Origin of the sequence: Clostridium sp. OM05-5BH (genome assembly GCF_003481505.1) — a bacterium.
Lineage (GTDB): Bacteria > Bacillota > Clostridia > Lachnospirales > Lachnospiraceae > Otoolea > Otoolea fessa.
This window is the reverse complement of the sequence record NZ_QULJ01000008.1, coordinates 109,251-122,729: the sequence shown is the minus strand read 5'-3', so window position 1 is coordinate 122,729 and position 13,479 is coordinate 109,251. Positions and strand designations below refer to the sequence as shown.

Genomic DNA, 13,479 nt, shown 5'->3' with positions numbered 1-13,479 from the left:
TTTTACATACTGTTCAGTTTTCAAGGTTCCTGATGCTTTCGCATCGAACGCAGAAGGAGGGATTTGAACCCTCGCGCCGCTACTAACGACCTACTCCCTTTCCAGGGGAGCCCCTTCAACCTCTTGGGTACTTCTGCAGGTTGATTTTCATATCTTATGAAATTAATAACCGTTTTTGAAACGGAGAGAGTGGGATTCGAACCCACGCGCCCTTTCGGACAAACGGTTTTCAAGACCGCCTCGTTATGACCGCTTCGATATCTCTCCAAAAATGTGCTTAACCATTATATAATGGATATTCATTTTTGTCAAGGACTTTTTCACTTTCTTTTTGAAAGTTTTCACAATCACCTGTGCGTCTTGACTCTTTAATTTTCGTTTCCGCTTTCTCAGCGGCAACAGAATATATTTTATCACTACTAAAGTATAAAGTCAACTGTTTTTTTGACTTTATTTATATTTTTTCGACAATCGAAAAAAAGAGGACGAAAGACCCAAAAGTCCCTCATCCTCTTGATTCTATAACGTCTTCTGATTAGCCAATCAGCTTACCTACGTTCAGCTTAACGCCCGGGCCCATGGTAGAAGTCATGGTTACGCTCTTTAAGTAAGCGCCCTTTAAGGTAGCTGGTTTTGCCTTCAGGATAGCGTCAATAAGCGTCTGGAAGTTGTCCGCTAACTGCTCCTCTGTGAAGGAAGCTTTACCTACTGGCACGTGGATAATGTTAGTCTTATCAAGTCTGTACTCGATCTTACCGGCTTTGATATCATTGATAGCTTTGGTTACATCCATAGTAACAGTACCAGCCTTCGGGTTCGGCATTAAGCCCTTCGGTCCAAGTACACGACCAAGACGTCCTACAACGCCCATCATGTCCGGAGTAGCTACTACTACGTCGAAGTCTAACCATCCCTCGTTCTGGATCTTCGGGATCAGCTCCTCAGCGCCTACGAAATCTGCGCCTGCAGCCTGAGCCTCTTCTGCCTTCGGTCCCTTAGCAAATACAAGGATACGAACGGTCTTACCAGTTCCGTGCGGCAGTACAACTGCACCACGGATCTGCTGATCAGCATGACGGCCGTCACAACCAGTTCTGATATGAAGTTCTACGGTTTCATCGAATTTAGCACCTGCAGCCTTCTTCACGATGGAGATGGCATCTGCAGCTTCATAAAGGCTTGCGCGATCTACTAATTTAGCAGCCTCTACGTATCTTTTTCCTCTTTTCATTATAAAAAACCTCCTAGTGGTATTGTCGGGGAATTCCCTCCCACGTTACTGATAAACATCCCGAAAATTACTCGGCAACTGTGATACCCATACTTCTTGCTGTACCAGCGATCATGCTCATAGCAGCTTCAAGGCTTGCTGCATTTAAGTCAGGCATCTTTAATTCTGCGATCTTCTGCAGATCCTCTTTCGAGATGCTAGCTACCTTAGTCTTGTTCGGTGTAGCGGAACCGGATTTAATCTTGCAAGCTTTCTTTAACAAAACGGCAGCCGGCGGAGTCTTTGTGATGAAGCTGAAGCTTCTGTCAGCATATACAGTAATAACAACCGGGATGATCATATCGCCCTGGTCTGCTGTCTTAGCGTTGAACTCTTTCGTGAACTGTACGATGTTTACACCGTGCTGTCCAAGAGCCGGACCTACTGGCGGAGCTGGTGTAGCCTTTCCAGCAGGAATCTGTAATTTAATATATCCTGTAACTTTCTTTGCCATTGTTGGCACCTCCTATAAATTGTGGTAATTGCGGGGATTTCCCTCCCACAGGCTCATAAATGAACCTCTTTACATCATCTTCTTGATCTCTGTGAAGTTCAGTTCAACCGGTGTCTCACGGCCAAACAGTTCTACACGAATCGTCAGGGTCTGTCTTTCCTCGTTGATGGACTCGATAACACCAACGGTATCTTTCCATGCCCCTGTCGTTACAACAACCGTGTCGCCGACCTCAAAGTCAACAACAACGCCGGTTTCCTTAAATCCGAGACCGGCCATCTCCTCTTCCGTCAAAGGAACCGGTTTGGAGCCCGGACCAACAAACCCGGTCACTCCGCGGGTGTTGCGTACTACGTACCAGGTATCATCATTCATAACCATGTTGATCAGTACGTATCCGGGAAACATCTTCTTGGCAACCTGTTTATTGGCTCCATTCTTGACTTCGATAACTTCCTGCATCGGCACGGAAACCTCTAAGATCTGATCCTGAAGGTTCCGGTTCTCGATCGTCTTTTCGATGTCAACCTTTACTTTGTTTTCATAGCCGGAATAAGTATGCACTACATACCAATTTGCTTCTGCCATATTTCTCACCTTTGCCTTTACATAACGAAGTGCAGTCCAAACACGATTGCTGTGTCAAGAGCCGCAATGATAAGTCCCAGCGCAACGGAAACGGCGATGACCGCTCCAGTCTGCTTCGTAACTGTCTCTTTGTCAGGCCAGATGATCCTTTTGTACTCAGCTTTTAGACCTTTCCAGAAACTCTTTTTAGGAGCTTTTTTGGTATTTTCTGTATCACCCATTTTTGTCCTCCAAAGCGCTCAGGCAGATGCCCGATCGCGCAGAACCAACCAGTTACTCTTACTTCGTCTCTTTGTGTAACGTGTGTGTCTTACAGAATCTGCAGTACTTTTTGGTTTCCATTCTGTCCGGATGAGTTTTCTTATCCTTGGTCATGTTGTAATTGCGCTGCTTGCATTCTGTGCATGCCAGTGTAATTCTTGTACGCACAACTTCCACCTCCATTTTTCTTAGTATGCGATCTTTCCACTCTCCAACCGGAAATCTGGTTTTTGAGCATAAAAAAAAGACCTATGTTCTTCCATTCGCCCGTCTACTATATCATAAAAGAAGCGGCGCGTCAAGCAATAACTTGCCGACATTCGCCGCCTCTTTTATATTATAGATATCGTTTTCACTTAGTGCAGGCTGGAACCAGATTCTGCCCGCGCCTCGTATTTCACATTATCAGGACTTACAATGATGCTATAAAACAATCAGAAAGGTTTACTCATCGGTTTCTTTCTCATCTGCCGCCTGGTTTCCGATAAAATGCGCCATTTTTCCAATCTTACCCATATGGCTTGTATCCACGCGGGTGATCTCCGGCTCATCAGCTTCCACAGCATCATCCTCAAGCGCGGCGTTCTGATGCAGGGCGCCGCCCTCCTGGTTCTCCGCATTTTCCGGATTTTTTGTCACGGATGGATATTCTTCCGGGTTTTCCTTGGCATCCGCAAGCTTTTCATTCATGAATGTCTCAAACCGCTTTTGCTCTTCCTCGCTGGAAAATGCCGACTTGGCGATAAACTGCCAGGTTTTCTCGTTCGTCTCAAGCAGATACATCCGCTCAATCTCAACCATCTGCTCAATGTCGCTGTAGCTGTAAGTCTTGGTCATCTCCTGTGCCGCAACCGTCATGGTCAGTGTCTTCTCATCCAGCGTCAGATGTACGACTGGGAAATTGCCCGTCTTTTCCAAATTTTTAAGTCCGCTCCGTTTCCAGATCATCCGCTCCTGGTTCTGGTTTGAAATCATGTAAAACATGCCGATGCCGACCAGCACCGCTATCACGATGGACGGTACAAGAAGAACCAGATTGCCCTTTGCCTGCATCACATTTTTTCCCAGAAAGAGAGCTAAAAATGCGACATATAAGAGTGCCGACACCATCTTCATTTTCTTGGACTCATGCTTAAGCACGTTCCAGTGAATCCAGTTTTTATAATCTTCCTTTTCCAGGCGATATTCAAATTCCTGCATTCTTTTTACTCCTTTTCTTTCTTACTTGAAATCTCCCCCGCATTTCTTCCGTCTCCTGAACCTCTTTTTGCCTCTCCCGCAAACTTTTAGATTCAAATGCTTTCTACTATTCTTTTCATCCAGAAATGCCGGAGTATTTCCACTTATAAGGCTTCCCTCTGCCTATCTTCTCTATCATATCCCACTTTAGCGTCCTTGTCCAATACAAACGGCAAAAAAACAAACTTTTTCAATCCCCGCAGACAGAAGCGCCCGGGTACACGCTTCCGCCGTGCTTCCGGTCGTATAAATATCATCCACGAGAAGCACGTTTTGCACACCACTTGCCCGGATTGCCTCCGCATCTGCCTGAAACGCCTGCTGTAAATTCCGGAGCCTTTCATCTGGATTCAGCTCTTTCAGGGGTTCTGTATTTCGTATCCGATATAAAAATTCCGGGCACACCGGCATTTCCAGCCGCTCGCCCATCCGCTTTGCCAGAACCTCCGCCTGATTGAAACCGCGTTTCCGTTTCCGCGCTGGGTGGACCGGAACGGGAACCAGACCGTCAAACTGCCACTCCTCCCGATTTTCATACTGCCTCAGCTTTTCCGCTGCAGCTTCGGCATAAAAATCGAGATATTCCCTCTTATTTTTATATTTAACCGCTGCCATCGAGCGCGCAGCTTCCTCCGTATAGTTAAAGAGTGCCATCCCACGCGCAAATGACCGGCGGTGTTTCACACAGTCTGGACAATATTCGATTTCTTCACTCCAAACTTCTTTTCCACATTTCTGACAAACCGGCGATTTGACAGGCGAAAGCCTCAAAAGACACGAAGGACAAATAAGCCTGCCCTTCGGCGTCACGATCTCCCCGCAGACCGGGCAGCGCCTTGGATATAGCGCATCCAGAGCGGCGCGGGGGAATTGATTCCATTTTATTTTTTTTATCACAATGTCTCCATAATTTCTTCAATGCGGTCGCGCAGTCCCGAATAGCGCTTCTGTTCCATCGCATTGTCCACCATCTGCTGAAACACATACGGGACACCGACCAGGCAGACACAGGCTCTTGCCCTTGTAACCGCCGTGTAAATCAGATTCCGCGTCATCAGCATCTGTGGTCCGCTCCAGACCGGAATCACGACCGCCGGATACTCGCTTCCCTGCGACTTGTGGATCGTGATCGCATATGCCAATTCCAGCTCCTCCAGCTGCTTGAAGCTATACTCGACACGTTTTCCCTCATCATACTCCACGGTTACCAGCTCCGCAAAGGTATTGATCTCGCGGATGCGCCCAAGATCCCCGTTGAACACGCCGGCTCCCTTGTCTACCGGGATGCCGCTGCGGTTGTAGGAGGTCCACTCAATCTGGTAATTGTTCTTGATCTGCATGACCTTGTCGCCCACACGAAACGTCGTCTCGCCATACTCTTTTTCCGCCTTTTCTGCCGATGGCGGATTTAAAAATTCCTGCAAAATGGAATTTAACCGTATCGATCCCAGCACTCCCTTCCGCATAGGCGTCATGACCTGTACCTCAAACAAATCGGCATGGACGTAATTCGGCAGTTTTTCACGTACCAGCGTGATCATTGCATTGATGATCGCATTCGGATCATCACGCTTTATAAAGAGGAAATCCCTGCTTGACTTTCCGATCGGAATGCGCTCTCCGGCATTGATGCGGTGGGCGTTGACGATAATATCGCTCTGCGCCGCCTGCCGGAAAATCCGGGTTAGCTTTACCACATGGAAACACTCTGACTCGATGATATCACGCAGGACATTGCCCGGTCCGACGCTCGGAAGCTGATCCACATCACCTACCAGAATCAGGCGTGTGCCGACATTGACCGCCCGGAGCAGTGAATGCATCAGATTGATATCCACCATCGACATTTCATCGATAATGATGACATCAGCTTCCAGCGGATTGTCCTCGTTCCGCTCAAAGTGCATCGAAGTCGTCCGGCTCTTCTCATCCTCCTCTGGCATTCCCGTCAGCTCTAACAGGCGGTGAATCGTCTTCGCCTCATAGCCTGTCGCCTCGGTCATCCTTTTTGCTGCGCGTCCGGTCGGGGCTGCCAGCAGGATATCCATGTCGCCCTTTTCAAAATACCGGATGATCGTGTTGATCGTCGTCGTTTTTCCGGTACCCGGACCGCCCGTGATTACCAAAAGTCCGCAGTTGACCGCCTCAATCACCGCGCGGATCTGCAGTTCATCCAGCTCGATCTGTTCCTCTTTCTGGATGGCTGCCAGACTTTTCCGAATCTGTTCTTCCGATTCGGAACCAGTGATGTTTAAGTCGTGCAGCATGCGGGCGGTGTTTAGCTCGGTATAATAGTAGTGTGATGCATAAACGGCGCGTTCCGGGGCGTTTGCTATATTTGATACATTTGATGCATTCGGTTCACCCAAAACATCTGGCTGCGGCTGCATCTGCCCCGACACTGCCGATTCCGCCTGAACAAAAACATCCATTTCTGCTGTTTTCTGCTGTTTCCTCTCCCGGATCACCAGCCGTTTATCCATCTGCATATCCATCAGATGCTTGTCAATCTCGGAAATCTCAACCTGTAGAAGCTTTGCCGCCCGATCCGCCAGCTCGTCCTCCGGCAGGTATGTGTGCCCGTTCGCCGTCGCCTGATAGAGTGTATACAGGATGCCGCTCTTGATGCGGAAATCCGAATCTGCCACGATTCCTATCTTCGCCGCGATCTCGTCTGCCATCTTAAAACCGACGCCCGGAATATCGTCCGCCAGCTTATACGGATTGTTCTGGAGAATCGTGTACATTGCCGGACCGTATTCCTGGTAGATTTTAACCGCCAGATTGATGGAAATGCCATAATTTTGCAGAAACATCATCGCCTGGCGCATATCGCGCTTTTCCTCGACCTGTTCACCGATGGACATCGCCATTTTTTCACTGATTCCCTTGACCTCCGCGAGGCGTTCCGGCTCTTCTTCCATGATGCGGAATGTATCCGCCTTAAATTTTTTAACAATCCTGGAAGCTAAAGCAGCCCCGACGCCTTTGATGGCGCCGGAGCCTAAATATCGTTCCATGGAAACAGTATCCTCAGGCGCTTTCAGCTCATAGCTTTCCACCGCCATCTGTTCCCCGTAAATCGGATGCTCGGTCATACGCCCGCTCGCCTCGATCATCTCGCCCTCTGCGATGTAGGAAAAAGTGCCAACCAGCACATATTCCTCCCCGTCGTCCAAGCCGCTGATAGAGAGAACCGTATAGCCATTGTCCTCATTGCGGTATTTTATTTTTTCAATATATCCTTTAACTGCTGCCATATTTTTATGCTATCCGCCTTCCGGCGGTTCTCTTTAATCGTAGTTTTTCTTCTCGCCGTGTGCAAACTCGATAAACTTACCAGTTCCGATCGCAACTGCGGTCAGCGGATCCTCTGCGATCATCGTGGAAATGCCAGTTTTCTCCTCGATCAGGGCATCCAGACCGCTTAACAGTGCGCCGCCGCCTGTCAGTACGATACCACGGTCAAAAATGTCGGCTGCCAATTCCGGCGGCGTCCGCTCGAGTACGTTGTGAACGGCATCTACGATCTGGAGTGCCGGCTCGCGCAGCGCTTCCAGCGTCTCGTCGGATGTGACAACGATAGTCTTCGGAAGTCCGGTAACCAGATTTCGTCCGCGCACTTCCATCGTGATTACCTCCGGACGGCGGTATGCCGCGCCGATATTTATCTTGATCTCCTCAGCAGTTCTCTCACCGATCAAAAGATTGTGTTTCTTTCTCATGTAACGGACCAGCGCCTCGTCGAAGTCATCACCAGCCACTTTAATAGAAGTGCTGACTACGGTACCGCCCAAGGAAATAACGGCGATATCTGCCGTACCACCACCAATATCTACGATCATGTTGCCGCACGCCTTGGAAATATCGATACCAGCGCCGATCGCAGCTGCTACCGGCTCCTCGATGATCGAAACCTCGCGTGCGCCAGCCTGATAAGTCGCATCCTCAACCGCCTTGCGCTCTACCTCGGTCGCACCGCTCGGGATGCAGACGCTGATACGCGGCTTGCGGAGTGTCTTCTTGCCGACTGCCTTGTTGATGAAATATTTCATCATCTTCTCTGTCACTGTATAATCTGAAATAACCCCCTGGCGCAACGGACGGACCGCTACGATATTGCCAGGGGTTCTGCCGATCATCAGGCGGGCTTCCTCGCCGATCGCCATGATCTTATTCGTATCCCGATCGATCGCCACTACGGACGGCTCTTTCAGTACGACACCTTTTCCCTTGATATATACAAGGATGCTGGCTGTACCCAGATCGATACCAATATCATTGGACATCAACATAGTTGTTTTCCTCCTGCTCTGAATATGCACTCTTGAGTACATAAATCTATGAGTTTCATTGTATTTTATCTTCTTTATTTCAGCTTTTTTCGCTGCCATCCAGCCCGCGCATTGTTTTAGAGCGGACTATACCACTTACTATTATATACAACTTTCGATTCTTTTGAAAGAGGTTTTTATTTTTTTATGGACTTTATATTTTTTTTATGAAAGGGACATATTTTAGTCACAACTTTCTCCTATAATACAAGTATGTTATCCGAAAGGGTAACAGGCCTTTGTTTCAAGTGTTACTTGAAATAAAAAAGCTTTTTCATACTCATACCGGACGATACAAATCGTCCGGCCCCCCTAAGCCAATTTCTTTTTTATATATACCTACCATTCCCAATTTAAGAAAAACAGGAACGCCGTCGGACTCTCAGCCGATGGCGTTCCTGTTTTTTGTCAGTGCCAGGCACCTTAGAAAAAGGGCTCTATACTGAATGTTGGGGTACGCTGAAAAACATTTTTTTCTTATATTTTCAGACTCCACTCACTGCAGTCCCAGACCTTCGTTGCGAATTCCTCATAGAAATCCGGTTCATGGCAGATCAGAAGGATATTTCCTTTGTACGCCGCCAGCGCACGCTTTAACTCCTCCTTCGCCTCAACGTCCAGATGGTTCGTCGGCTCGTCGAGAAGCAGAAGGTTCGTCTCGCGGTTGATCAGCTTACACAGGCGCACTTTTGCCTGCTCGCCACCGCTGAGCACGCGCACCTGGCTCTCGATGTGCTGGGTCGTCAGACCGCATTTTGCCAGTGCGGAACGCACCTGGTACTGGGTGTAGGACGGAAATTCTTTCCAGATCTCATCGATGCAGGTCGTCGTATTGCCCGGCGCCATCTCCTGTTCGAAATAGCCGATGGAGAGATAATCGCCCAGCGTCACCTTGCCGGACACTGCTGGAATCAAACCTAAAATACTCTTTAAAAGCGTCGTCTTTCCAATTCCGTTGGCACCGACCATCGCAATCTTCTCGCCGCGCTCCATATAGAGGTTCAGTGGACGGGAGAGTGGCTCGTCGTAACCGATCACCAGATCCTCCGTCTCAAAAATACATTTTCCGGAGGCTCTCGCCTCCAGGAAGTTGAACTCTGGCTTCGGTTTTTCCTTCGCCAGTTCGATCACATCCATTTTATCCAACTTTTTCTGGCGGGACATCGCCATATTTCGCGTGGAAACACGCGCTTTATTACGTGCCACAAAATCCTGCAGCTGCGCGATCTCCTGCTGCTGACGCTTATACGCTGCCTCGAGCTGCGCTTTCTTCGCCTCGTGCACCTCGAGAAACTTGTCGTAATCGCCCACATAGCGGTCAAGCCGCTGATTTTCCATATGGTAAATGATATTTACTACGCTATTTAAGAACGGAACATCGTGTGAAATCAGGATGAACGCATTTTCATATTCCTGCAAATACCGTTTCAGCCACTCGATGTGCTGCACATCCAGATAGTTCGTCGGCTCGTCCAGCAACAAGATATCTGGCTTTTCCAGAAGCAATTTCCCGAGCAGTACCTTCGTTCTCTGTCCGCCGCTCAAATCCGTTACATCGCGGTCCAGACCGATATCGGTCAGCCCCAGCGCACGTCCGACTTCCTCCACCTTCGCATCGATGGAATAAAAATCGTGGTTCATCAGAAGATCCTGGATCGTTCCCAGCTCTTCCATCATCACGTTCATCTCATCCTCCGATGCCTCGCCCAGATGGTCGCAGATTTCATTCATCTGCACTTCCAGCTCAAACAGGAAGGAAAATGCGCTCTTCAAAACCTCGCGGATCGTCATGCCTTTTTCCAGCACCGTGTGCTGATCCAGATAGCCGACGCGCACCCGCTTTGACCACTCTACTTTTCCCTCGTCCGGCTGCATATGCCCGGTAATAATATTCATAAACGTCGATTTACCCTCGCCGTTCGCACCGATCAGACCGATGTGCTCACCCTTTAACAGGCGGAACGAAACATCCTGAAAAATCGCCCGGTCACCAAAACCGTGGCTTAAATGTTCTACATTCAGTATACTCACGTGTGTACCTCATCTCTTTCTATTGTATGTGACTGCTTGAATCATATGTGATTGCTGGTTTGTTTCATCGTTTGTTTCATCGTTTTTTTCGACGCGCATCAAACGCGACTTCGATTTATTGTACACGAAGGGAGAGTTCGTGACAAGCAGAGATTTTCTGTTTTTATTCAGATATTCCATATTGTCGCCCTTTACGGATGTGTATCCGACACTCGAATTTTACCGATACCGCATTACAGGGCAGAAAATCGTTACTGTTCACGGGTAGGCACTTTTGGAACCGAAAGTGCCGTAAGAAAACGTGGTGGCAGCAGGAATTTGCCGTATTTAAATGCGAAGCCACGGCAAATTCCGTTACTGGGCACGTATGCGTGAACAGTAACAGAAAATCATGGATTCTATTTTAATTTTTATCAGGACGCCTTGAACTTCTCCGGCGCTATGTAGTAAGATAGAAAACAACTTGCATTTTGAGGATGTAACCTGTTTCATGACAAATGAGAAAATGACTTGATTTTTGAAGGAGGTTTTATGTACACCTATACCTGGTACCAATGGTTGGCTTTTTTCTATCTATATTGCTTTTTCGGATGGATTTTCGAATCGACGTATGTTTCGCTGAAGAAAAAGAAATTCGTCAACCGTGGATTTCTGCGGCTTCCGATGCTGCCGCTCTACGGTTCCGGCGCGGTGATGATGCTCTGGGTCTCCCTGCCTGTGCACGATAATCTGCTGCTGGTCTATATTTCCGGCTTTATCGCAGCTACTGCCCTTGAATATGTCACCGGTGCTGTGATGGAACGTCTATTCAAGGTTCGTTACTGGGACTACAGCAATCAGCCGTTTCAGCTGAACGGCTATATCTGCCTGAGTTCCTCGATCGCATGGGGATTTTTAACCATCTTTATGACCGATGTCATCCACGAACCGATCGCCCGCGCAGTGCTGGCGGTTTCCCCGGTCGTCCTGATCACCTGCGATTTTGTCATCAGTGTTCTCTTTACCGCCGATATCTATGAATCCACCAAGGCAGCTCTGGCTCTGGGCCATACACTGGAAGCCATGACAAAGCTGAAAGCTGATATCGAGACACTCCAGTCCCGTATCGAACTGCTGCGCGAAGAGGCAATCGAGCGCGGTGCCCTGACCCGGGAAGAGACCGCCGAGAAACTGGCTGCCGCCCAAGCCGAAGCTGGCCGGAAGCTGGCAGCTGTCAAGGCAGAGGCCGAAGAACGTCTGGCGGCTGCCAGATCTGAAACTGCCAGACAGCTTCAGGCTGCAGCGACCGAACATCTTGAACGGGTCGCCGAAACCCGGGCGCTGGCAGAGCAGCGCATTGCAAAAGTCAAAGAAGATACCAGCGCACACCTGGAACACGCCAAAGCAGAATACACCGATCGCGTAGAAAATGCCAAGCTGCGTGTCAATGAACGCCTCACGGAAGTGCGGACTGAAGCCGATGCGCGCCTTGCATTTGATGACCGCCTCGCCCGGCTTACCGCCCAGCTGGAGGAGCTGAAAAAACGGAAGCAGTCCCTGCGTCCGGTGAAAAAACTGCACGCTTTCTACCGCCGCGGACTGCTGCGCGGAAACCCGACCGCTGTTTCGTCCCGGTTTGCAGCGGCGTTGAAAGAATTGAAAGAACAGAATAAATAAAAAAACTATAATATACGCCCAAAATCTTTCTGTATTCGAAAGACTCTGGGCGTATATTTTGATCAAATAATTTTTTTTATATCATTACAAAATATTTTCTGTTGCTTATTCGCCTTATGTTCCCTTTTATTCTCATACATACGTTGATCGGCTCTAGCCTTTGTATCACAAATACTTTCCTGCTCTATAAGCAATGCGCTTCCATACGAAATCTCCGGCAAGTAATCGATGCGCTTTCTTCTCTTTTCTAACAGCCCATAAAACTTATCCTTACAAAATTTTTCTTTTTCCGGGTTCCAAAGAAGAACGCAAAACTCATCTCCACCAATCCGATAACAGTTTCCATAATTAAAATATACCCTTTTTAGGCAATCAGAAATCTCTTTTAAACACATATCACCTGTCAGGTGGCCATATGTATCATTAATATGCTTAAAATCATCCAGATCCAATACTATAAGCATCCTGTCCTCCGCACGCAGATTTAACGTACGATTCAAGTAACTTTTCTGACTCAGTAATCCAGTCAGTCCATCCAACTGATTCCACATCTCATTGCAATAAAGATAATAAAACACTGAAATCAAAGTCATACAGAGCCAGGTGATATGGATCTCCGGAATCAATATCTGTACAAAAATACCCGTTCCCAGGAAAGCTGTCAGACTGTAAATCAGTTTTCGTCCATAATTTTGAAATAAGCTTGCCATCTCCAGTGTATAAAACATCAAATATAAAACTGCCATATAATATACAGCTGTATAAACATGAAATCCTGCCTGTCTTGAATAATGATTTGTTTCATCTACTTTAAATACTAAACCGTTGAAGAACAGGGATATCGTCAATAGAAGCACATATACAAGTTCAACTATTAAAGCAATCTTAAGACTTGCTCTTATACGATTAGAGCGACTCAACGCATAAACCATAACAATTGGAACAGCCGGAGTCAATGCAAAGCCAAGATAATTAGTCAAAATATTCGCAAAACGAAGCCATACCGGAGCACCATCAACCAGTACCGTAAGCATCTCCAAAAACGAAATTGCTCCAATCAAAATAAAAGTAAAAAGAAACCTGTTCGCCTGCTTGGGATTCAACGTATCATTCATGTGCACTAGTACACACATAAAAACGAGAATATAAAGGTTAATTGCTGTCAATATAAAGAAATATAGGTCATTCATATCTTTCCCCCCTTTCCGATTTGCAAATCCACCCTGAAGTCTGATTATTTCTCATTCTTCTTTAATTATATCATTTATTTTACTATATGGCAAACTGGATCAAAAAAATATTGCCCCCTCCGATTTAATTCGTTACTGTTCACGCATACATGCCCAGTAACGGAATTTGCCGTGGCTTCGCATTTAAATACGGCAAATTCCTGCTGCCACCACGTTTTCTTACGGCACTTTCGGTTCCAAAAGTGCCTACCCGCGAACAGTCACTTTAATTCTTCTTATCGTCTTTTTTTCATTAAAATAAAGTTGTTAAACCATTTTCAACTTGTATCCCAAGCTATATTCTTACTCTTCTATCTATGCTACTATTCTGATAATACAATCGTTTTTCTTCATACATTCGTTTTTCTGAGTTATAGAAAGAAACGCAAGCAGAATCGAACAAAGTTTCGATTTTGC

At 47.3% G+C, this 13,479-nt stretch carries 12 protein-coding genes and 2 tRNA genes; 1 reads left to right on the top strand and 13 read right to left on the bottom strand.

Annotated elements, in window-relative coordinates; genetic code table 11:
- Positions 1-48: 48 nt before the first annotated feature.
- The 12 genes from DXB70_RS11040 to DXB70_RS10985 form a co-directional block, all read right to left on the bottom strand.
- A tRNA-Ser gene (locus DXB70_RS11040) sits at positions 49-137 on the bottom strand.
- Between the two features lie 44 nt (positions 138-181).
- Positions 182-267: transfer RNA gene (locus tag DXB70_RS11035), tRNA-Ser, on the bottom strand.
- Positions 268-535: 268 nt separating this feature from the next.
- A complete protein-coding gene (rplA, locus tag DXB70_RS11030) occupies positions 536-1,231 on the bottom strand; it encodes a 50S ribosomal protein L1 (RefSeq protein ID WP_022359097.1) in 696 nt (231 codons plus the stop codon).
- 67 nt (positions 1,232-1,298) lie between these two features.
- Positions 1,299-1,724, bottom strand: a complete 426-nt coding sequence (gene rplK, locus DXB70_RS11025) for a 50S ribosomal protein L11 (RefSeq protein WP_022359098.1) — start codon at positions 1,722-1,724, stop codon at positions 1,299-1,301.
- Positions 1,725-1,793: 69 nt separating this feature from the next.
- Complete coding sequence (gene nusG, locus DXB70_RS11020) at positions 1,794-2,312, bottom strand: transcription termination/antitermination protein NusG (RefSeq protein WP_022359099.1); 519 nt, start codon at positions 2,310-2,312, stop codon at positions 1,794-1,796.
- 17 nt (positions 2,313-2,329) lie between these two features.
- Positions 2,330-2,533: a preprotein translocase subunit SecE gene (gene secE, locus DXB70_RS11015; RefSeq protein ID WP_022359100.1), complete on the bottom strand. Its 204-nt coding sequence runs from the start codon at positions 2,531-2,533 to the stop codon at positions 2,330-2,332.
- A gap of 58 nt (positions 2,534-2,591) precedes the next feature.
- Positions 2,592-2,756 (bottom strand): 50S ribosomal protein L33, encoded by a 165-nt coding sequence (gene rpmG / locus DXB70_RS11010; protein WP_207722866.1) that lies wholly within the window; start codon positions 2,754-2,756, stop codon positions 2,592-2,594.
- A 261-nt stretch (positions 2,757-3,017) separates the two neighbouring features.
- Positions 3,018-3,773 (bottom strand): YcxB family protein, encoded by a 756-nt coding sequence (locus DXB70_RS11005; RefSeq protein WP_118673314.1) that lies wholly within the window; start codon positions 3,771-3,773, stop codon positions 3,018-3,020.
- A 186-nt stretch (positions 3,774-3,959) separates the two neighbouring features.
- Positions 3,960-4,709: a ComF family protein gene (locus DXB70_RS11000; RefSeq protein ID WP_243099952.1), complete on the bottom strand. Its 750-nt coding sequence runs from the start codon at positions 4,707-4,709 to the stop codon at positions 3,960-3,962.
- Positions 4,706-7,072 (bottom strand): ATP-dependent RecD-like DNA helicase, encoded by a 2,367-nt coding sequence (locus DXB70_RS10995; protein WP_118523074.1) that lies wholly within the window; start codon positions 7,070-7,072, stop codon positions 4,706-4,708. Before DXB70_RS10995 ends, DXB70_RS11000 begins: the two co-directional genes overlap by 4 nt.
- A 33-nt stretch (positions 7,073-7,105) precedes the next feature.
- Positions 7,106-8,107: a rod shape-determining protein gene (locus tag DXB70_RS10990; protein WP_022359104.1), complete on the bottom strand. Its 1,002-nt coding sequence runs from the start codon at positions 8,105-8,107 to the stop codon at positions 7,106-7,108.
- A 516-nt stretch (positions 8,108-8,623) separates the two neighbouring features.
- Complete coding sequence (locus DXB70_RS10985; protein WP_118673313.1) at positions 8,624-10,177, bottom strand: ABC-F family ATP-binding cassette domain-containing protein; 1,554 nt, start codon at positions 10,175-10,177, stop codon at positions 8,624-8,626.
- Between the two features lie 531 nt (positions 10,178-10,708).
- On the opposite strand from DXB70_RS10985, the gene DXB70_RS10980 reads away from it, so the two are divergent.
- Positions 10,709-11,833 (top strand): putative ABC transporter permease, encoded by a 1,125-nt coding sequence (locus tag DXB70_RS10980; RefSeq protein WP_118673312.1) that lies wholly within the window; start codon positions 10,709-10,711, stop codon positions 11,831-11,833.
- 62 nt (positions 11,834-11,895) lie between these two features.
- On the opposite strand, the gene DXB70_RS10975 is transcribed toward DXB70_RS10980, so the two are convergent.
- Positions 11,896-13,023, bottom strand: coding sequence for a GGDEF domain-containing protein (locus tag DXB70_RS10975; protein ID WP_243099951.1), 1,128 nt, complete (start codon positions 13,021-13,023; stop codon positions 11,896-11,898).
- Positions 13,024-13,479: the final 456 nt, after the last annotated feature.

Coding starts and splice junctions, on each gene's coding strand:
- rpmG (WP_207722866.1), bottom strand. CDS start 2,756: ATGGAGGTGGAAGTTGTGCGTACAAGAATTACACTGGCATGCACAGAA.
- rplA (WP_022359097.1), bottom strand. CDS start 1,231: ATGAAAAGAGGAAAAAGATACGTAGAGGCTGCTAAATTAGTAGATCGC.
- DXB70_RS10990 (WP_022359104.1), bottom strand. CDS start 8,107: ATGTTGATGTCCAATGATATTGGTATCGATCTGGGTACAGCCAGCATC.
- DXB70_RS11005 (WP_118673314.1), bottom strand. CDS start 3,773: ATGCAGGAATTTGAATATCGCCTGGAAAAGGAAGATTATAAAAACTGG.
- secE (WP_022359100.1), bottom strand. CDS start 2,533: ATGGGTGATACAGAAAATACCAAAAAAGCTCCTAAAAAGAGTTTCTGG.
- rplK (WP_022359098.1), bottom strand. CDS start 1,724: ATGGCAAAGAAAGTTACAGGATATATTAAATTACAGATTCCTGCTGGA.
- DXB70_RS10980 (WP_118673312.1), top strand. CDS start 10,709: ATGTACACCTATACCTGGTACCAATGGTTGGCTTTTTTCTATCTATAT.
- DXB70_RS10995 (WP_118523074.1), bottom strand. CDS start 7,072: ATGGCAGCAGTTAAAGGATATATTGAAAAAATAAAATACCGCAATGAG.
- nusG (WP_022359099.1), bottom strand. CDS start 2,312: ATGGCAGAAGCAAATTGGTATGTAGTGCATACTTATTCCGGCTATGAA.
- DXB70_RS10975 (WP_243099951.1), bottom strand. CDS start 13,023: ATGAATGACCTATATTTCTTTATATTGACAGCAATTAACCTTTATATT.